We start from the raw sequence: 17,469 nt of genomic DNA on the forward strand, positions 1-17,469 counted from the left end.
CAAGGAGGAGTTCGCTTGATGAATACCATGCGCACCGGACTGCTGATGGCAGCCATGATGGGGCTGTTTCTCGCGGTGGGTTATCTGCTCGGCCGCGAGCAAGGCATGCTGATCGCCTTCGTCATTGCCGCTGGCATGAATGTCTTTGCCTACTGGAATGCCGACAAGATGGTGTTGCGGATGCATGGCGCCCGCCAGGTTGACCGGCAGTCTGCCCCGGAGTTCTACGCGATGATCGAGGAGCTGTCGAAGAACGCCGGACTTCCCATGCCCAAGGTCTACGTCATGGATAATCCCCAGCCCAATGCCTTTGCGACGGGCCGGAACCCGGAAAACGCCGCTGTCGCCGCGACGACCGGGCTACTTCAATTGCTCGACCGGGATGAGATCGCAGGCGTCATGGCGCACGAACTTGCGCATGTGAAGAACCGCGACACGCTCGTCATGACGGTTACGGCGACCATTGCCGGCGCCATTTCGATGCTGGCCAATTTCGGCATTTTCTTTGGTGGTAGCCGGGACCGAAACAACCCGCTGGGGTTCATTGGCGTCATATTGATGGTCATCCTGGCGCCGCTTGCTGCAATGCTGGTACAGATGGCGATCAGCCGGACGCGCGAATATGGCGCTGACCGCGGCGGTGCGGAAATCTCGGGCCAGCCGCTGGCGCTGGCTTCCGCGCTGGCCAAGATTTCAGGTGCTGCCCATCAGATCGAGAACCCGACCGCCGAGGCCAATCCGGCCACCGCTCACATGTTCATCATCAACCCGCTGTCAGGCCAGAGGATGGACGGCCTGTTCTCCACGCATCCCGATCCGCGCAATCGGATCGAGGCCCTTCAGAAGATATCCCATGAGATGGGCCAGGTGGCCCGCCCACGCGGACCATGGGGACAGATGAACGAAGGGCGATCCGGACCGTGGGGTTGAGCGCTGTCGCTACTGCGCCGAAGGGCCTGGAGGTCCGCCAGCTGGCGGCCAGTCTGGTGGAACGCATTGTCCGCGATGGATTGACGATCGAGGAAAGCCTGCGCACAGCCTCCGGGATCGGGCAACTCGAGTCCCGGGACCGTTCCTTTCTTCATGTCCTTCTGCTCACCATCTTTCGTCATCGTGGCGAGATTGAATGGGTTCTCAAATCTCATCTCGCGAAACCACTTCCCCGGAAATCGGGACCTGCGAATTTCATCTTGTGGGTCGGAATTGCCGAACTTCTCTTTCTTGGAGTACCGGTCCACGCTGCGATCGATCAGGCGGTCAGGTCCGCCCGCACCGACCGCAATGCCACTCACTTCTCGGGGTTGGTGAACGCCGTCCTTCGGAAGATCGCCGCGCAAGGCAAGGCCGATCTGGAGAGCTCCAAGGGCCCTCCCCTCAACACGCCCGGATGGCTCTGGTGGAGATGGAGCCAGAATTATGGGGCCGGCTATGCCCGCGAGATTGACAAGGCCCATCGAAACGAACCCTTCCTCGATATTTCGGTAAAGACTGATCCCGAGGAGTGGGCCACCCGGATCGGCGGTATGCCCTTGCCGACGGGATCGGTCCGGCTGAGTGCAGATCACGCTGGTGTTACGGAACTCCCGGGTTTTTCCGAGGGCGAATGGTGGGTGCAGGATGCCGCCGCCGCGCTGCCTGTGCGCCTCCTCGGAGATGTCAGGGGACGTGAGGTTCTCGATCTTTGCGCAGCTCCCGGCGGCAAGACCATGCAGTTGATAGCTGCGGGTGCCTCGGTGACAGCCGTTGATTCCTCGCCGCAACGGCTGTCACGCCTGCGCGAAAACCTGGCGCGAACCGGTATGACCGCGGAGATCGTGGAAGCCGACGTGCGCGCGCTCGGCATGACCAAGCTGTTCGATGCCGTGTTGCTGGATGCGCCCTGCTCTGCAACAGGTACGATCCGCCGCCATCCGGAACTGGCTTACCTGAAGACTGAGCCTCAGATCCTGCAGCTTGCAAAGCTTCAGGCTGAATTGCTGTCCTGTGCGAGTGCTCGTGTCGCACCAGGCGGTTTGCTGGTATTTTGCACCTGCTCGCTTGAGCCGGAGGAAGGTGAGCAGCAGGTCGAGAAGTTCCTGGCGGCACAGCCCGGTTTCGAAATTGTTGAGCCTCTCGTTCCGGGCCTTCCGTCGGAGTTCGTGATGCCGGAAGGCTGGATCAGGACACTACCCTTCATGAAGATCGGGGCATCGGAAGGCCTCGACGGTTTCTTTGCAGTGGCCCTTCGCCGCCGGACATGACGGTTGTACCAGACGCCGGACGTGCTATGCGGACCCGAAACGGCCCAAAGAGGACATGATGTCTGAACCAATTCGGCGCGCATTGCTTTCCGTCTCCGACAAGACTGGGCTTCTGGAGTTTGCCGGCAATCTTGTAACTTTGGGAATTGAGCTGATCTCGACAGGCGGAACAGCCAAATCGCTCAAGGCAGCTGGTTTACCCGTTACGGAAGTGGCTGATGTTACCGGCTTTCCCGAAATCATGGACGGCCGCGTCAAGACACTTCACCCGATGATTCATGGCGGCCTGCTGGGCGTGCTGTCCGACCCGAAACATAGGGAAGCGATGGCTACACACCAGATTGCGCCGATCGGATTGCTTGTCGTGAACCTCTATCCCTTCGAGGCGACTGTCGCCAGGGGTGCGGGTTGGGACGACACCATCGAGAACATCGATGTGGGGGGACCTGCGATGATCCGCGCAGCGGCCAAGAACCACCAGGACGTGACAGTGATCGTCGATCCCGTGGATTATGGCGCAGTTGGTGAAGAGCTTGTTTCACAGGCGAATCGAACATCCCTGGAAAGCCGTAGGCGATTGGCAGCGAAGGCGTTTTCGCGGACCGCGAGTTACGATGCGGCGATCAGCCTGTGGTTCGGCAACCAGTCGGGCGATGCCTTGGGGCCATACTTCGCCACTGGCGGGCAATTGCTGCAGAAACTGCGGTATGGCGAGAACCCACATCAGTCGGCTGCTCTCTATGCTGCGCCCGGCCGCCGGTTCGGCATCACTGCTGCCCGGCAAGTTCAGGGCAAGGAACTTTCCTACAACAACATCAATGACACAGATGCGGCGATCGAATGCCTGGCGGAATTCGATGCGGGCTCAGATGCGGCCTGTGTGATCGTGAAACACGCCAATCCTTGCGGTGTGGCTCTGGGAGCAGATCTTCGGAGTGCCTATCGCAAGGCATTGAGTTGTGACCCGGTCAGCGCCTTCGGGGGAATCATTGCCGTGAACCGGAATCTGGATGCTGCGACGGCTGAAGAGATTACCGAGCTTTTCACGGAAGTCATTGTGGCGCCGTCCGCGGATGAGGCAGCTCTGGACATTGTTGCCAGGAAGAAGAACCTGAGGCTTCTCCTGTTGGAGACTGGCCTGGGAGCGCAAGGTGGTCTTTCAGTGCGATCTGTCGGAGGGGGGCTGCTGGTTCAGACTCGGGACACGGCGACTGTCGACCACATGGCATTGAAGGTTGTCACGAAACGCGCCCCGACCGAACAAGAGCTCAATGACCTCCGGTTCGCGTTCCGCGTGGCAAAGCATGTGAAGTCCAATGCAATCGTCTATGCCAAGGGTGGCACGACCGTCGGGATCGGGGCTGGCCAGATGTCTCGGGTCGATTCCGCCCGGATCGCGGCTCACAAGAATCAGGACATCTCGAGGAATGCCGGCTTGGCCGAACCCTCGATCAGGGGTTCGGTCGTTGCGTCGGACGCATTCTTTCCATTCCCGGATGGCCTGCTTCAGGCGGCCGAGGCTGGCGCTACCGCTGTCATTCAGCCGGGTGGGTCACTCAAGGATGACGACGTCATCCGGGCGGCAGATGACGCGGGCCTTGCCATGGTCTTCACCGGCTTCAGGCACTTTCGGCACTGAGAGCCGACTCAAAGGGCCTGAAGGCGGCGGCAGATATCTTCCAGCTGTTCAAGGGTCTTATAGCTGATTACGAGGCTGCCGCCGGCATCACCCTTGTGGGCGATCTCAACCTTGAGCCCGATGGCTTCGGATACCGCTCTCTCGAGCGCCTTGGTGTCGGCGTCCTTCTCGGGTTTGACCTTGGTTTTCTTGACTGGTGACGCATCGCGAGCGAGACCTTCCGCTTCGCGAACCGAAAGCCCAAGCTTGATGATCTGATCCGCAAGTTCCGCAGGCGAATCGGTTGCCACAAGCGCCCGGGCGTGGCCAGCTGTCAGTTGACCATCTTCAATCTGCTGGCGTACCGAGTCGGGCAGGTTCAGAAGCCGCAACGTATTTGCAATATGGCTGCGGCTCTTGCCGATCGAGTCAGCCAGCTGCTGCTGTGTATAGTTGAACTGCTCCAGCAGCAGTCCATAGGCTCGGGCCTCTTCGAGAGGATTGAGGTCCGACCGCTGGATATTTTCGATCAGCGCAATTTCCAGCGCCTCGCCGTCGGTCAGTTCACGGATGAGAACCGGCACGTCATGTATGGCTGCGCGCTGTGCAGCGCGCCAGCGCCGCTCGCCAGCAACGATTTCATATTCGCCCTGAGGCAAAGGCCGGACGACGATGGGCTGAAGCAGTCCCTTTTCACGAATTGACCGCGAGAGGTCTTCAAGGTCAGCCTCGGCGAAGTGCTTGCGAGGATTGTTGGGGCTTGCCCGCAACAGTTCGATGGGCATGTGCCGGAGCGAGCGGGCATCCTGAACCACGGCCTCTTCGCTGGTGTCGTCGCCAATGAGGGCGGCAAGGCCACGTCCCAATCGCTTCTTCGGAGGCTGCATCATGTCCATGTCTCGTACTACTCTATGCTATTCACACAAACGCGTTCTTCAATTTGTTCCGGGAGCGAATCGTTCAGGCCGCCCGCAATTCCCGCTCGCGCCGGATCACTTCAGAGGCCAGCCGGATGTAAGCCTGCGAACCCACGCAGGAATTATCGTACAGCAAGACCGGCTTTCCATGAGACGGGGCTTCGGAAATGCGGACGTTGCGCGGTATGACCGTCTGGTAGACCTTGTCTCCCAGTACGCTCCTGACGTCTTCGGCCACCTGTTCCGAAAGATTGTTCCGCCGGTCGAACATGGTCAGGACGACGCCCTGAATGGTGAGGCGCGGATTGAGGCTCGTCTTCACGCGTTCCACAGTCTTGATGAGCTGGCTCAGGCCTTCTAGCGCAAAGAACTCGCATTGAAGTGGGACCAGGATCGCATCGGCGGCCGAGAGCGAATTGATCGTCAGAAGGTTCAGCGACGGAGGGCAATCGACCAGAACATAAGAGTAGGTCCGGCTGGGGTCGCCCTGCTTGCATAAAACTGCAATGGCATCGGCCAGCCGGTAGGTCTTGCGGTCAATACTGGCCAGCTCCAGCTCGGCGCCCAGCAGATCCATGGTTGAAGGCGCACAATGAAGCCGGGGAATACCGGACTCCACGATGACATCCTTGAGGCCGGCTTCTCCCATCAGCACGTGATACGTGGAGCGCTGGTGGGTCCGACGATGGATCCCCAGGCCCGTGCTGGCGTTACCTTGTGGATCAAGGTCAACGATGAGCACCGTCTCGCCAACGGCCGCGAGTGCCGTTCCCAGATTGATGGCCGTTGTCGTCTTTCCGACGCCACCCTTCTGGTTGGCGACGGCGAGAATCCGCGGCATTGCGGGATGCGAAAGGGTTGAGGTGACGGGATCAGACACGGGTGGCCTCTTTGATTTCGAGTATGACACCGCGCGAATCGCACAGGCTTGGATGTTTCAAGAACTGCAGTTTCCAATACTTGGTAGCATCGGTCAATTCAATGTCCACATCTTGTCCCTTGTGGAATAGACCTATCGCTCCCTTTGTGAGAAAGGGACTCGCGTAGTCAAGAAGCAGTGGAAGAGGAGCCAAGGCCCTCGCGACCACACACTGCACATCCGGGAGATCGTGCGCATTGACGAGCGATTCAAGGCGAACGCTGTGAACATGACCCGAAAGTCCGAGTTTTCGGATCGCCTCTCTCAGAAACGCAGCTTTCTTTCCGTTGGACTCGTAGAGATGGACCTCGAAATTGCCCGCAATGGCCAGAATCAGTCCCGGGATACCCGCGCCCGATCCCAGCTCGGCAATCGATCGTGTGGCTGGAGGCAGAAGCGGGAGCAGTTGAACAGAGTCCAGAATATGCCTCCACCACACAGTATCGATGGTGGAGGGTCCAATCAGGTTGATATGCTTTTGCCATTGCAGCAGGAGGTCGACAAAGGTCTTCAGCCGGTCGAGTGATTCACGTGAAACACCGAGGCGGCCAAGAAGCAGGGCTGGATCCTGTGGGGCAGTTGTCACGCAGCACTCTGACGATCACGGCGCTTGATGTGCCCCAGAATGACGGCCAAAGCCGCTGGTGTCATACCGTCCATGCGCGAGGCCTGTCCAAGGGTGGCCGGCCGGACTTTCTGGAGTTTTTGCCGAAGCTCGGCGGACAGGCTGGGCATGGCGGCATAGTCGAGCGCTGCAGGGATCGCGAGGGCATCCTCTTTGCGCAACACCTCAACTTCGCTGTCCTGACGCTTGATGTAACCAGCATAGAGAGCTTCCGCCTCCAGCGCCTCGACAACATCCGGTTTCAGTGACTGGAGCTCGGGCCACAGGGCGCAGACACCGGCCCAATCCACATCCGGCATCCCTATGAGATCCAGAGCACTGCGGCGAAGGCCGTCTTGATTGACCTTCAGCCCCCTCTTTGAGGCCTCGCCTGAGGTAAGACCGAGTTGACCCGCCAGCGAAAGGCCCTCCCTGATTCGCGTCTGGCGTTGAGAGAAAGCAGTACGCCGCCGGTTGCCGACAAGTCCGAGATCGATACCCTTCGGAGTGAGCCGAAGATCGGCATTGTCGGCACGCAATGACAACCTGTACTCGGCTCGAGACGTAAACATGCGGTAGGGCTCTGAAACACCCTTGGTCACAAGATCATCGATCATCACGCCAATATATGCGTCGGCCCGGTTCAGGATGACGGGCTCCTGACCGCCGGACCTTCTGGCAGCATTCAGCCCGGCTACGAGTCCCTGGGCTGCCGCCTCCTCATAGCCGGTCGTTCCATTGATTTGCCCGGCCAGAAAGAGCCCCGGGAGTGACTTCACTTCCAGGCTCAAGCTGAGTTCGCGCGGGTCGACATAGTCATACTCGATCGCGTATCCCCACCGTCTCACGACCACATTCTCAAGACCGGGTATGGATCGGAGAAAGGCGTCCTGTACGTCTTCGGGAAGAGATGTAGAAATGCCGTTTGGATATACAGTGTCGTCGTCCAGACCCTCAGGTTCGAGGAACACCTGATGGGTATCCTTGTCCCGGAAACGGGACACCTTGTCTTCGATCGATGGGCAATAGCGCGGCCCTACACCGTCGATCTGACCCGAATACACGGGTGACCGATGAATATTGTTTGCGATGATCCCATGCCCGGCGCGCGTGGTGTGGGTTATGAAGCAGGACACCTGCGGCGTCGTGATCGAGGATGTGAGGAAGGAAAAGGGCGATGGTTCAGGGTCTCCCTTCTGTTCCTCCAACCTCTCCCAGGAAATGGACTTTCCATCAAGACGGGCCGGCGTGCCGGTCTTGAGCCGTCCAAGCTGGAGTCCCGCCGCTCTGAGTTGTTGCGAGAACCCGAGAGCGGGCGGTTCGCCATGACGTCCTGCAGGAATTCGGCGATCACCGATGTGGATCAAACCGTTCAGGAATGTGCCTGTGGTGAGAACCACTGAACCACAGAGATGAGTGCTTCCATCTTCACAAAGGACACCGCAAACCACTCCATCCTTGATGGCGAGTCCGACAGCGGAGCCCTCGATGATAGAAAGTTCTCTCTGGGATGAAATCTCGTCCTGCATTGCATGCCGATACAGTTTTCGATCTGCCTGAGCACGGGGACCTCTGACAGCAGGGCCCTTGGACCTGTTGAGAAGTCTGAACTGAATTCCCGCAGAATCCGAGACCCGCCCCATCAATCCATCAAGAGCATCGATCTCGCGAACGAGGTGACCCTTGCCGAGTCCTCCGATAGCCGGGTTGCATGACATTTCACCGATGGTGGCGGCATTGTTGGTCAGGAGAATGGTTCGTGCGCCCAAACGGGCGGATGCGGCGGCTGCCTCCGCACCTGCGTGTCCGCCACCAACCACTATCACGTCTGTAAATCTGGTCATGCGGTCTATGTAGTTGATCACAGCCCGGAGGTCAAAAGACGGAGCGTTTCACGTGAAACACAAGACTACTTTCCGATACAGAACCGGCTGAAAATGGCACCAAGCCATTCCTCGACTTCGGTGCGGCCCGTCAGGCGGGCTATGGCATCTGCCGCGCGCCTGATGCCCTCTGCCTTGAGTTCCAATGAGTCACTCGACTGTGCGGCTGCCTCATTGAGGAACCGAATCGATTCCGCTACGGCCTCACGTTGCCTTTGCCCCACAACAACAGCCGATTCCTGGTCAACGAGGGCTTTCCTGCCCATGGAAGCAAGACGGGATGTCAAATCAGTCAGGCCTTCACCTGTTTTCACGGACAACACGATAACGGGAACGCCGTCATCGTTTCGCAGGAGTCCCGATTGAGGCCCGGCAAGATCACTCTTGGACTGCACCACCAGATCCGGAACGACCGACACGTCAGACTCTGCACTACCGGGTACATCCGGCGACATCACCCAGACAACGAGATCGGCTTCAGTCAAGCGCTCGTGAGTTCTACGAATTCCCTCGGCTTCCACAGTGTCGGCGCCAGCATCCCTGAGGCCTGCCGTATCGGCCAAAATCACCGGAAGACCGTCCAGATCAAGAAAAACCTCTATCACGTCGCGTGTTGTCCCCGGAACAGAAGAGACAATCGCTGCCTCACGCTTGGCGATGGCATTGAGCAAGCTTGATTTCCCGGTATTCGGCAAACCCGCCAGGACGATCCGCAGCCCGTCCCTCACGACCTCCGCGGAGCGGCTACGATTGAATTCCCCTTCAAGTACGGTTAGCAAGTCGCCGATTTGCTCATTTATATAAGCACTTGCGGCCTCAGCCACGCCTTCCTCTTCCACGAAATCAACGACGGCCTCGATATCCGCACGGATCTGGAGCAATCGTTCCCGCCACGAATCGAAAATCGAGCTGGCCCTACCGAGCATCTGCGACATGGCTTGCCGACGCTGCAGAGCCGTCTCGGCAGCCAGAAGATCGCCCAGCCCTTCGGCTTCGACGAGGTCCATCCTGCCGTTTCGGACCGCTCTCCGGGTAAACTCTCCCGGTTCCGCCAGCCGAACCTCTTCAAATCGCGACAGAACCAGGAAGAGCGCCCTCAACACGGCCGGGCTGGCATGGAGCTGAAGCTCGGCACAATCCTCCCCAGTGAAGGTCGAGGGTGCGGGCAGCCAGATGACGACCGCCTGATCGAGGGTATCCGAGGTTGATGGATCGACAAGCTTCCGAACCTGGAACCGCCTCGGTACTCCGGTCGATCCAGCAAGACTTTCAAGAATGACGCTGGTCTGCGGTCCGGAAATCCTGATGATTGCAATGGCTCCCCGCCCCGGCGGAGTAGACAGCGCATAGATCGTGTCAGTCGCGTTCATCACGGGACCGAATCGGACCAGCTTCCTCAGGCATTCATTGAATCGAAGAAATCGCTGTTGCCCTTTGTCTGCCGGAGCTTGTCCAGAAGGAACTCGATCGCATCGACGGTTCCCATGGGGTTGAGAATCCGGCGAAGCACATAGGTCTTTTTCAAGAGTTCCGGCTTCACTAGCAGCTCTTCCTTGCGGGTGCCGGATCTCAGGATGTCGATGGCCGGGAAGACACGCTTGTCGGCAACCTTGCGGTCCAGAATGATTTCGGAGTTGCCCGTTCCCTTGAACTCCTCGAAGATCACTTCGTCCATCCGGCTGCCGGTATCGATGAGAGCGGTCGCGATGATCGTAAGAGAGCCGCCTTCTTCAATGTTGCGGGCTGCACCGAAGAAACGCTTCGGGCGTTGCAAGGCGTTTGCATCGACACCCCCGGTCAGAACCTTGCCAGAGGAGGGAACAACAGTGTTATAGGCGCGGCCCAGTCGCGTGATCGAATCGAGCAGGATCACGACGTCTCGGCCATGTTCCACCAGCCGTTTCGCCTTCTCGATGACCATCTCCGCAACTTGAACATGCCGCGAGGCGGGCTCGTCAAACGTGGAGCTGATGACCTCCCCCTTCACGGACCGCTGCATGTCGGTCACTTCTTCCGGACGCTCGTCAATCAGCAGCACGATCAGATAGCATTCCGGATGGTTGGCCGTGATTGCATGCGCAATGTTCTGGAGCAGAACGGTCTTGCCGGTCCGCGGCGGAGCAACGATCAACCCGCGCTGGCCCTTGCCAAGCGGAGAAACAATATCGATGACCCGGGACGAGTAGTCCTTTTTCGTCGGATCACCAATTTCCATCTCCAGGCGTTCGTCCGGATAGAGCGGTGTCAGGTTGTCGAAGTGAACCTTGTGGCGGGTTTTTTCGGGATCCTCGAAGTTGATCTTGTTGACCTTCACCAGAGCGAAGTAGCGCTCACCGTCCTTCGGGCTCCGAATTTGCCCTTCGACGGTATCACCCGTCCGCAAGGTAAACTTCCGGATCTGACTCGGACTGATGTAGATATCGTCCGGGCCAGCCAAGTAATTGGCATCAGGCGACCGCAAGAATCCGAAGCCGTCCTGAAGCACCTCCACGACGCCTTCGCCGATGATCTCGACATCCCGGATGGCAAGATTCTTCAAAATGGCAAACAGAAGCTCCTGCTTGCGCAAAGCGCTCGCATTATCGACCTCAAGCTCCTCAGCCAGCGACACCAGCTCCGCGGGCGTCTTCAACTTAAGGTCCTGAAGCTTGATCTCTTTCAGCTCAGCAATAACAGTCATTATCTTTTCACAAAGGGGAGTTCCGGCCGGACGGCGGGAACGAATTGGCGGGACCGCATCAAGCCGTGGCGATGCGAAGCGGTGCCTATATAGCCTCTTCAGGCCCCAGCGCCAACAACAAACTCAGAACGGCTTCGCGACCACCAGAATGACGATGAAAATCAGAAGCAGGGTGGGCACCTCGTTGGCAACCCGGAAATATCTGCCCGAATGCCCTTCACGATCATCCCTGAACGCCGCCACATGACGTTCCAATAACCCATGAAACAAGAACATTCCAATCACCAGAACAAGCTTGAGCCAGAGCCATACCGGAACTGGACCATACCAGCTGCCTTGCCAGATCAGCAGAATCCCGGTGACACCGGTAACAAGTGCAGCTGGCCGCATGATCGCTTTCAGCAACCTGCGTTCCATGATCTTGAACGTCTCCGCAAGGCCAGCCGTCTGTCCCCGCTCGGCATGATAGACAAACAGTCGCGGGAGATAGAACAGTCCGGCCATCCAGGAAATGACCGCCAGAATATGGAGGATCTTGATCCAGCTATACGGATCAGTCATCGAATCGCCTGACAGCCTCCACGACGGCCCCAACGACGGCCGGATCGGTACCCAGGCGAATTCCATGCCCCAGATTGAAGATGTGGCGGTTTCTCTGCACCGAGGCGCAAATCCTGCGGGCTTCCGCGGCAGCCACATCGGCCCCCGCCAGCAACGCTACAGGGTCAAGATTTCCCTGAACCACCACATCCGACGGCAATTCAGTCAGTTCGAGCTCGGTTTCGATGCCAATCGCATTCGCCCCATTGAGTTCAGCGGCCTTTTTCTGTCGACTGCCAATACCGCGGGCAAAGACGATGATCGGCAGATCGCGATGCCGCTCCTTCACGCCATCAATGATGGCCTGGATCGGCTTCAAAACAAACTCATCCAGTTCACTGCCGCCGAGATCCCCAGCCCAGGAATCGAAAATCTGAACAGCCTGGGCCCCAGCATCAGCCTGGGCGCAGAGATAGTCGACGGATTCCACAACCAGCCGGTCCATCAACGCGACAAACCATGGCTGGCGTTGATAGGCTGCAACTTTTGCAATCACCCGGTCGGAACTGCCGCCCCCGATCATGTAACTCGCAACAGTCCACGGCGCCCCGCAAAACCCGATGAGCGCTCGATCCGCAGGAAGCTGAGAACGCGTCCAGGCAACCGTGCGGCAGACTTGCCTGACTTCATGAGATGACACCAGCGGCTTCAGCTTCGCGAGATCTTCAAGACTTCTGACCGGCTGGAGGATCGGACCCTCCCCTTCCTCGAACCTCAACGGCAGCCCCATCGCGTGTGGAACCACCAGAATATCGGCAAAGAGAATGGCCGCATCGAGATCGTAACGCCGGAGCGGTTGAATGGTCACCTCGGAGGCGAGCTCCGGGTTGTAACAAAGATCGAGAAAGGACCCGGCCTTCTCACGAACGGCCCTGTACTCCGGCAAATACCGTCCTGCCTGCCGCATGAACCACATCGGCCGGCGCTCGGCAGGCTTTCGCATGAGAACATCGAGCAACGCGCTGCGGGATGACTGGCCATCCCTCCTAATATCTATCATTCTATGTCTTCTTGTATCTTTTGTTTGGGACCCTAGAAGCGGGATACAACCCAATCCAATGATCGTCCACAGGTCAAGAACAACCTTCGGCACTTAAATTGATGCAACTGCCGTTAACCAAAAATTAACATGTCCTAACAAAACGTTAACGGGTTCCATTTTGCGTTGACGACTGTTGATGCTGGTGTGGCGCTCGAGGCCTTGTCCACAGCATCCAGCCTTTCGTTGCCGCCTGGGCCAAGCTGTGGAATACCCCTGAGGACAAACAAAAGGAAACGGTGGGGTCACTGATCAGCGGAAACCCATCCACATTTCATCCACAGCCATGCCCCAGGTCAGCCCACAGCGGTATTTTCATCTTCATCTCGTCTCGGACGCGACGGGAGAGACCCTGAACACTGTCGCGAAGGCCGCAGCCGCCCAGTATTCCGACTTCCGCCCCATCGCGCATATCTATGCGCTTGTCAGGACTCCATCGCAGCTCAACCGCGCCCTGAGGGAGATTGAAGAGCAGCCCGGCATTGTACTCTTCACTCTTATCAATCCCGACATCCGGAAACATCTCGAACAGCAGTGCGATGCGTTGGGCGTGCCCTGCCTTTCCATCCTCGATCCCATCATCGCGACGCTGTCCCAATATCTTAACGCATCATCGAGGCCTCAGGTTGCGGGCCAGCACGCCCTGAACTCCGACTATTTCCGCCGCATCGACGCACTGAACTTCACAATGGCCCATGATGACGGGCAGAACACGGATGATCTTGAGAAATCCGATGTCGTCATTCTAGGCGTGAGCAGGACTTCCAAGACACCAACATCGATCTATCTCGCACAGCGGGGCGTCAGAACCGCGAATATTCCTATTGTTCCAGGAATTCCCGTTCCAGACAAACTCTCGACCGTGAGCGGGCCGCTCATTGTGGGCCTCATCGCGAGTGCGGAGCGCATTGCCCAGATCCGCCGCCACAGACTGCTGTCGCTGAAGGAATCCCGTTCCACCGACTATGCTGATCCACGCCTGATCACGGATGAGTTGATGATCATGAAAAACCTCTGTTCGACGCATGATTGGCCGATGATCGATGTCACCCGGCGTTCGGTCGAGGAAACAGCAGCGACGATCTTGAACATGCTTGCGGAAAGCAAGCGGCAGGAAAGATAGAATGATCATCCTGGCATCGACGAGCCGAACGCGGCAAACTATTCTTTCAAATGCGGGCCTGACCTTCACATCCCGGTCACCGCAAGTCGATGAACGTCAACTCGTGGCGGAACACCCGGAATGGTCACCTGCAGAAACATCACTGAATCTCGCCAAGGCAAAGGCAGAGGATGTTTCGGCCCGCTTCCCAGACACCTGCGTGGTCGGCGCGGACCAGGTCCTGGCATTGGGCAACAGAGTTTACTCGAAACCATATGATAGCGATGACTGCCGGCGCCAGCTTGGAGAGCTTCGCGGTCATACCCATCAGCTTATCTCAAGTGTTGTCTGTGCAAGACATGGGGCATGCGTGTGGCAGGTCACGGAAACAGCCAGCCTCACGATGAGGACCTTCAGCGATACCTTCCTTGAAGGGTATCTAAAAACGATAGGCACTGACTGTACGTCGTCCGTCGGGGGCTACAAGATCGAAGGCATCGGCCTTCAACTCTTCGATTCGATTGCGGGCGACTATTTCACCATTCTGGGGCTGCCGCTTCTGCCGCTTTTTCAATACCTCAGGACGAGCGGAGAGATACGATCTTGATCAAGGCATGCGTCATTGGCTGGCCCATCTCTCACTCGCGCTCTCCCATCATTCATGGCTACTGGCTTCAGAAGCACGGAATAGAAGGGGCCTATACGAGGGAGCCCGTCGAACCCGAGCGCCTTGCAGCGTTTCTGGGATCTCTTGTGCAGAATGGCTATGCGGGCTGCAATGTCACGCTGCCACACAAGGAGACGACCTTCGGGCTTGTCAAACCGGCCGATGAAGCGACCAGACTGTTGGGCGCCGTCAACACGGTCTATGTGCGGGACGGCGCGATCCTCGGCACCAATACGGATGGAGAGGGTTTCATCAATAGCCTGAAAGCCGGTGCTCCAGAACTGGAAATCAAGGGATCACGCGCGATTGTCCTGGGCGCTGGCGGTGCCGCGCTTGCGATCGTGAATGCGCTGCTGACGAATGGCGCCGCAGAGATCGTGGTGATCAACAGATCGGCAGGCAAATCAAGCGCGCTCTGCGAACGATTTGGGGCAAGAGTGACGTCCGCAGACTGGTCGTTGCGAAGCGAGTTGCTCGATGATTGTGATCTGCTCGTCAACACGACATCGCTTGGCATGAAGGGCCAGCCGGAGCTCGATATCGACTTGCATCGACTCGATAGCAAGGCCGTTGTCACCGATATCGTCTACACACCTCTTCGCACAGCACTGTTGAATGATGCAGCGCGGCGCGGCAATAGGGTGGTTGAAGGCCTCGGGATGCTTCTCCATCAGGCCGTTCGTGGATTCGAACTGTGGTTCGGCACAAGACCAAGCGTGACCACAGAACTCCACGATCTGGTCGCGCGAGACATCGATCCGGAGTACGGAAAATGATTGTTGTCGGTCTGACGGGCTCAATCGCGATGGGCAAGACCGAAACGGCGAAGATGTTCGCCAACCTTGATATTCCGGTCTTCGACAGCGACGGTGCCGTTCATGAGCTCTATGGCAAGGGTGGCGAAGCGGCAAAGGAAATCGGCAGGCTCGAACCGTCCGCCATCATCGACGAAGCCGTCGATCGCAAACGGCTTGCCGCAAAGGTTCTTGAACGGCCTGGCCTTCTCCACGAGATCGAGAAGGCAGTACATCCCCTCATCCGGGTGCGGCAGGAACGATTTCTGTCTGATATGGCTCAACGTGGCGCCGATATTGCCATTCTCGACATTCCATTGCTGTTTGAAACCGGCCGGGACAAAGAAGTGGACCGCATCATCGTGGTCTCCGCGCCGCCTGACCTGCAGCGGGAGCGCGCACTCAAGCGCCCGCACATGACAGTGGAGAAACTCGACTACATTCTTTCGAAGCAACTGCCAGACGTGGAAAAGCGCAGCCGCGCCGACTATGTCATCGATACGTCAGTGAGCCTTGACGACGCCCGCCGCCAGGTTGAAGCCATCATCGAAGATCTGAGGAAGAATCAATCCGGACATGGTCAGAGAAATCATTCTTGATACTGAAACCACGGGCCTCGATCCCAGGACCGGGGACCGCATCGTTGAAATTGGCGCAGTCGAACTCCTGAACCACCTGCCAACCGGACAATCATTTCACGTCTATATCAATCCGGAACGGGACATGCCTGCCGAGGCACAAGCCGTTCATGGACTTTCCGTGGCTTTTCTGGCCGACAAGCCGATTTTCGCCTCGATTGCCAAAGACTTCCTCGAGTTTATTGGCGAGTCTGTTCTCGTCATTCACAACGCAAGCTTCGACATTGGCTTTCTGAATGCAGAGCTGGGCTTTCTCCGCCTCCCCTCCATCCCGCCGGAACGGGTGATCGACACGCTACATCTCGCCCGTCAGAAACACCCAGGCTCCGCAAACAGTCTCGATGCCTTGTGCCGGCGCTATGGCATTGACAACAGCAAGCGGACCAAGCACGGCGCCCTTCTGGATTCCGAACTCCTGGCGGAGGTCTATCTCGAACTCATTGGAGGCCGGCAGACCGCTCTCATCCTGGAGTCGAGGATCCAGAAGAAGACGGTCGCGGTTGACCAGCGCCAGGCGAGCCGCGAACGCCCGTTTCCGCTCGCCTCTCGGCTAACGGACCAAGAACGCGAAGCCCACGCAGCATTTGTTGCTGCACTGGGCGACGAGGCTCTCTGGAAGCAGGCGCTGAACTAGGCCTTTCCGACAGTTTGCTGCTGCAGGCGCTTCTGATACATCGACGCGAAGTCGATCGGGTCAAGCATGAGCGGCGGAAATCCGCCATTGCGTGTCGCTTCGGCCAGAATCTGCCGTGCGAAGGGAAACAGCAGGCGCGGGCATTCGATGAGAACCGCAGGGTGCATCATCTGCTGCGGGAAGTTCTCCAGCCGGAACGTCCCGGCGTAAACGAGTTCGGCGGCAAAAATCACCTTCTCCTGAACGGTAGCCTTGGCATCGAGATGCAATTCCACTTCGAAGTCGGTCGGCGCAATGTTGCGTGCGTTCACATTCACGGAGATGTTGATGTCCGGCTGCGCCTGCTGCGGCGCCAATGTCTGCGGCGCGTTTGGATTCTCAAAACTCAGATCCTTGAGGTACTGTCCCAGAATGCGAAGCGAGGGTTGAACCTTTGGGGCGGCTTCTCCGGCTTGCTCGGCGACGCCGGAGGCGGAAGGTACGGCCCCATTGCCATTGGCCTCGCTGGGCTCATCCTTCACATTATCGGAAACAGGGGTCTTGGACATCTTGTACTAGCCTCACAGGAAATGATGTGCCTTGGCTAACATGACGTCATTGCGCTCGCAAGTCGGCAGAACGGCACGGCATGTCATTGCCGGTCTCTGCCTTTAGTTCGCGGTGCTTCCGTTTCGCCTGTGATTTCGATGGCTTCCGCCTCGATTACGGTATCGTATCGCCGGGAAGCTGACATCTCAGCCGGGAATGTTTCGACCTTGAATTTGGAGATGAGAAAATTTCGTACGGGAGGAAGCAGAAGGAATAGCGCGACGATGTCGCTGAAGAAACCCGGAATGATGAAGAGAAAGCCGGACGCCACGCGCAACATCGTTTTGCCGGCAAGGCCCTGTTGCAAGGACACCTGCTGAATAGGTGATCGGAGTGTCTGGAGCATATTGGCACCGGCCGACCGGAACAGACCAATCCCGATCATGCCGCCTGCAAACAGGAGCAGCAAGGTGGGGAGCACGCCGACGAGGCCGCCGATCCAGATGATCGAAGCAATCTCAAGGGCCACGCCGACGAGGAACAGGAAAGGCAGAAAACGCAGCATGAAGGAAAACAGCATCCTTTGGTCTTGGACCCGTGGGTCCC

The 17,469-nt window shown here is 58.1% G+C and carries 18 protein-coding genes; 8 read left to right on the plus strand and 10 right to left on the minus strand.

The annotated features are described in order from the left end of the window. The first annotated feature begins 18 nt into the window (after positions 1-18). From htpX to purH, 3 genes are read left to right on the plus strand one after another with little or no spacing between them, the layout of a single operon-like run. Positions 19-930: a zinc metalloprotease HtpX gene (htpX, locus tag ACEW8Q_RS02700; protein WP_373502509.1), complete on the plus strand. Its 912-nt coding sequence runs from the start codon at positions 19-21 to the stop codon at positions 928-930. Further along, positions 927-2,240 (plus strand): RsmB/NOP family class I SAM-dependent RNA methyltransferase, encoded by a 1,314-nt coding sequence (locus ACEW8Q_RS02705; protein ID WP_373502510.1) that lies wholly within the window; start codon positions 927-929, stop codon positions 2,238-2,240. The genes htpX and ACEW8Q_RS02705 overlap by 4 nt, the downstream gene beginning before the upstream one ends. Positions 2,241-2,298: 58 nt before the next feature. After that, entirely contained in the window at positions 2,299-3,879 is a 1,581-nt protein-coding gene (gene purH, locus ACEW8Q_RS02710) for a bifunctional phosphoribosylaminoimidazolecarboxamide formyltransferase/IMP cyclohydrolase (RefSeq protein WP_373502511.1), read from the plus strand. Positions 3,880-3,887: 8 nt separating this feature from the next. On the opposite strand, the gene ACEW8Q_RS02715 is transcribed toward purH, so the two are convergent. The 8 genes from ACEW8Q_RS02715 to hemE all read right to left on the minus strand — a co-directional run bounded on the left by ACEW8Q_RS02715 (position 3,888) and on the right by hemE (position 12,461). Further along, positions 3,888-4,748, minus strand: a complete 861-nt coding sequence (locus tag ACEW8Q_RS02715; RefSeq protein WP_373502512.1) for a ParB/RepB/Spo0J family partition protein — start codon at positions 4,746-4,748, stop codon at positions 3,888-3,890. Positions 4,749-4,818: 70 nt separating this feature from the next. Next, positions 4,819-5,616 (minus strand): ParA family protein, encoded by a 798-nt coding sequence (locus ACEW8Q_RS02720; protein WP_373502557.1) that lies wholly within the window; start codon positions 5,614-5,616, stop codon positions 4,819-4,821. A gap of 31 nt (positions 5,617-5,647) precedes the next feature. Then, on the minus strand, positions 5,648-6,280 hold the full coding sequence (gene rsmG / locus ACEW8Q_RS02725) for a 16S rRNA (guanine(527)-N(7))-methyltransferase RsmG (RefSeq protein ID WP_373502513.1): 633 nt from the start codon (positions 6,278-6,280) through the stop codon (positions 5,648-5,650). Next, on the minus strand, positions 6,277-8,142 hold the full coding sequence (mnmG, locus tag ACEW8Q_RS02730; RefSeq protein ID WP_373502514.1) for a tRNA uridine-5-carboxymethylaminomethyl(34) synthesis enzyme MnmG: 1,866 nt from the start codon (positions 8,140-8,142) through the stop codon (positions 6,277-6,279). Before mnmG ends, rsmG begins: the two co-directional genes overlap by 4 nt. A gap of 65 nt (positions 8,143-8,207) precedes the next feature. Beyond that, positions 8,208-9,551, minus strand: a complete 1,344-nt coding sequence (gene mnmE / locus ACEW8Q_RS02735; protein WP_373502515.1) for a tRNA uridine-5-carboxymethylaminomethyl(34) synthesis GTPase MnmE — start codon at positions 9,549-9,551, stop codon at positions 8,208-8,210. A 26-nt stretch (positions 9,552-9,577) separates the two neighbouring features. Further along, entirely contained in the window at positions 9,578-10,861 is a 1,284-nt protein-coding gene (gene rho / locus ACEW8Q_RS02740; RefSeq protein ID WP_373502516.1) for a transcription termination factor Rho, read from the minus strand. Between the two features lie 123 nt (positions 10,862-10,984). After that, positions 10,985-11,422, minus strand: coding sequence for a protoporphyrinogen oxidase HemJ (hemJ, locus tag ACEW8Q_RS02745; RefSeq protein ID WP_373502517.1), 438 nt, complete (start codon positions 11,420-11,422; stop codon positions 10,985-10,987). Then, a complete protein-coding gene (gene hemE / locus ACEW8Q_RS02750; protein ID WP_373502558.1) occupies positions 11,415-12,461 on the minus strand; it encodes a uroporphyrinogen decarboxylase in 1,047 nt (348 codons plus the stop codon). Before hemE ends, hemJ begins: the two co-directional genes overlap by 8 nt. A gap of 325 nt (positions 12,462-12,786) precedes the next feature. Here hemE and ACEW8Q_RS02755 point away from each other — a divergent pair, with 325 nt between their 5' ends. From ACEW8Q_RS02755 to dnaQ, 5 genes are read left to right on the plus strand one after another with little or no spacing between them, the layout of a single operon-like run. Continuing rightward, positions 12,787-13,623 (plus strand): pyruvate, water dikinase regulatory protein, encoded by an 837-nt coding sequence (locus tag ACEW8Q_RS02755; RefSeq protein WP_373502518.1) that lies wholly within the window; start codon positions 12,787-12,789, stop codon positions 13,621-13,623. 1 nt (position 13,624) lies between these two features. Beyond that, entirely contained in the window at positions 13,625-14,209 is a 585-nt protein-coding gene (locus ACEW8Q_RS02760) for a Maf family nucleotide pyrophosphatase (RefSeq protein WP_373502519.1), read from the plus strand. Then, positions 14,206-15,045, plus strand: coding sequence for a shikimate dehydrogenase (locus ACEW8Q_RS02765; protein WP_373502520.1), 840 nt, complete (start codon positions 14,206-14,208; stop codon positions 15,043-15,045). Before ACEW8Q_RS02760 ends, ACEW8Q_RS02765 begins: the two co-directional genes overlap by 4 nt. Beyond that, positions 15,042-15,662, plus strand: coding sequence for a dephospho-CoA kinase (gene coaE, locus ACEW8Q_RS02770; protein ID WP_373502521.1), 621 nt, complete (start codon positions 15,042-15,044; stop codon positions 15,660-15,662). The genes ACEW8Q_RS02765 and coaE overlap by 4 nt, the downstream gene beginning before the upstream one ends. Then, a complete protein-coding gene (gene dnaQ, locus ACEW8Q_RS02775; protein WP_373502522.1) occupies positions 15,640-16,335 on the plus strand; it encodes a DNA polymerase III subunit epsilon in 696 nt (231 codons plus the stop codon). Before coaE ends, dnaQ begins: the two co-directional genes overlap by 23 nt. Here dnaQ and secB read toward each other — a convergent pair. After that, positions 16,332-16,883: a protein-export chaperone SecB gene (gene secB / locus ACEW8Q_RS02780; protein ID WP_373502523.1), complete on the minus strand. Its 552-nt coding sequence runs from the start codon at positions 16,881-16,883 to the stop codon at positions 16,332-16,334. The two genes, dnaQ and secB, sit on opposite strands and share 4 nt — an antisense overlap. 83 nt (positions 16,884-16,966) lie before the next feature. Continuing rightward, positions 16,967-17,443 carry an FxsA family protein gene (locus ACEW8Q_RS02785; protein WP_373502524.1) on the minus strand — a complete coding sequence of 159 codons (477 nt, stop codon included), beginning with the start codon at positions 17,441-17,443 and terminating at the stop codon, positions 16,967-16,969. Positions 17,444-17,469: the final 26 nt, after the last annotated feature.

It is taken from the genome of Aestuariivirga sp. (assembly GCF_041738905.1).
Taxonomy (GTDB): domain Bacteria; phylum Pseudomonadota; class Alphaproteobacteria; order Rhizobiales; family Aestuariivirgaceae; genus Aestuariivirga.

Excerpts from the sequence above, each read along its gene's own strand:
- htpX (WP_373502509.1), top strand. The coding sequence starts at position 19 with ATGAATACCATGCGCACCGGACTGCTGATGGCAGCCATGATGGGGCTG.
- purH (WP_373502511.1), top strand. The coding sequence starts at position 2,299 with ATGTCTGAACCAATTCGGCGCGCATTGCTTTCCGTCTCCGACAAGACT.
- ACEW8Q_RS02715 (WP_373502512.1), bottom strand. The coding sequence starts at position 4,748 with ATGATGCAGCCTCCGAAGAAGCGATTGGGACGTGGCCTTGCCGCCCTC.
- ACEW8Q_RS02720 (WP_373502557.1), bottom strand. The coding sequence starts at position 5,616 with ATGCCGCGGATTCTCGCCGTCGCCAACCAGAAGGGTGGCGTCGGAAAG.
- mnmG (WP_373502514.1), bottom strand. The coding sequence starts at position 8,142 with ATGACCAGATTTACAGACGTGATAGTGGTTGGTGGCGGACACGCAGGT.
- mnmE (WP_373502515.1), bottom strand. The coding sequence starts at position 9,551 with ATGAACGCGACTGACACGATCTATGCGCTGTCTACTCCGCCGGGGCGG.
- rho (WP_373502516.1), bottom strand. The coding sequence starts at position 10,861 with ATGACTGTTATTGCTGAGCTGAAAGAGATCAAGCTTCAGGACCTTAAG.
- hemJ (WP_373502517.1), bottom strand. The coding sequence starts at position 11,422 with ATGACTGATCCGTATAGCTGGATCAAGATCCTCCATATTCTGGCGGTC.
- hemE (WP_373502558.1), bottom strand. The coding sequence starts at position 12,461 with ATGATAGATATTAGGAGGGATGGCCAGTCATCCCGCAGCGCGTTGCTC.
- ACEW8Q_RS02755 (WP_373502518.1), top strand. The coding sequence starts at position 12,787 with ATGCCCCAGGTCAGCCCACAGCGGTATTTTCATCTTCATCTCGTCTCG.
- ACEW8Q_RS02760 (WP_373502519.1), top strand. The coding sequence starts at position 13,625 with ATGATCATCCTGGCATCGACGAGCCGAACGCGGCAAACTATTCTTTCA.
- coaE (WP_373502521.1), top strand. The coding sequence starts at position 15,042 with ATGATTGTTGTCGGTCTGACGGGCTCAATCGCGATGGGCAAGACCGAA.
- dnaQ (WP_373502522.1), top strand. The coding sequence starts at position 15,640 with ATGGTCAGAGAAATCATTCTTGATACTGAAACCACGGGCCTCGATCCC.
- secB (WP_373502523.1), bottom strand. The coding sequence starts at position 16,883 with ATGTCCAAGACCCCTGTTTCCGATAATGTGAAGGATGAGCCCAGCGAG.
- ACEW8Q_RS02785 (WP_373502524.1), bottom strand. The coding sequence starts at position 17,443 with ATGCTGTTTTCCTTCATGCTGCGTTTTCTGCCTTTCCTGTTCCTCGTC.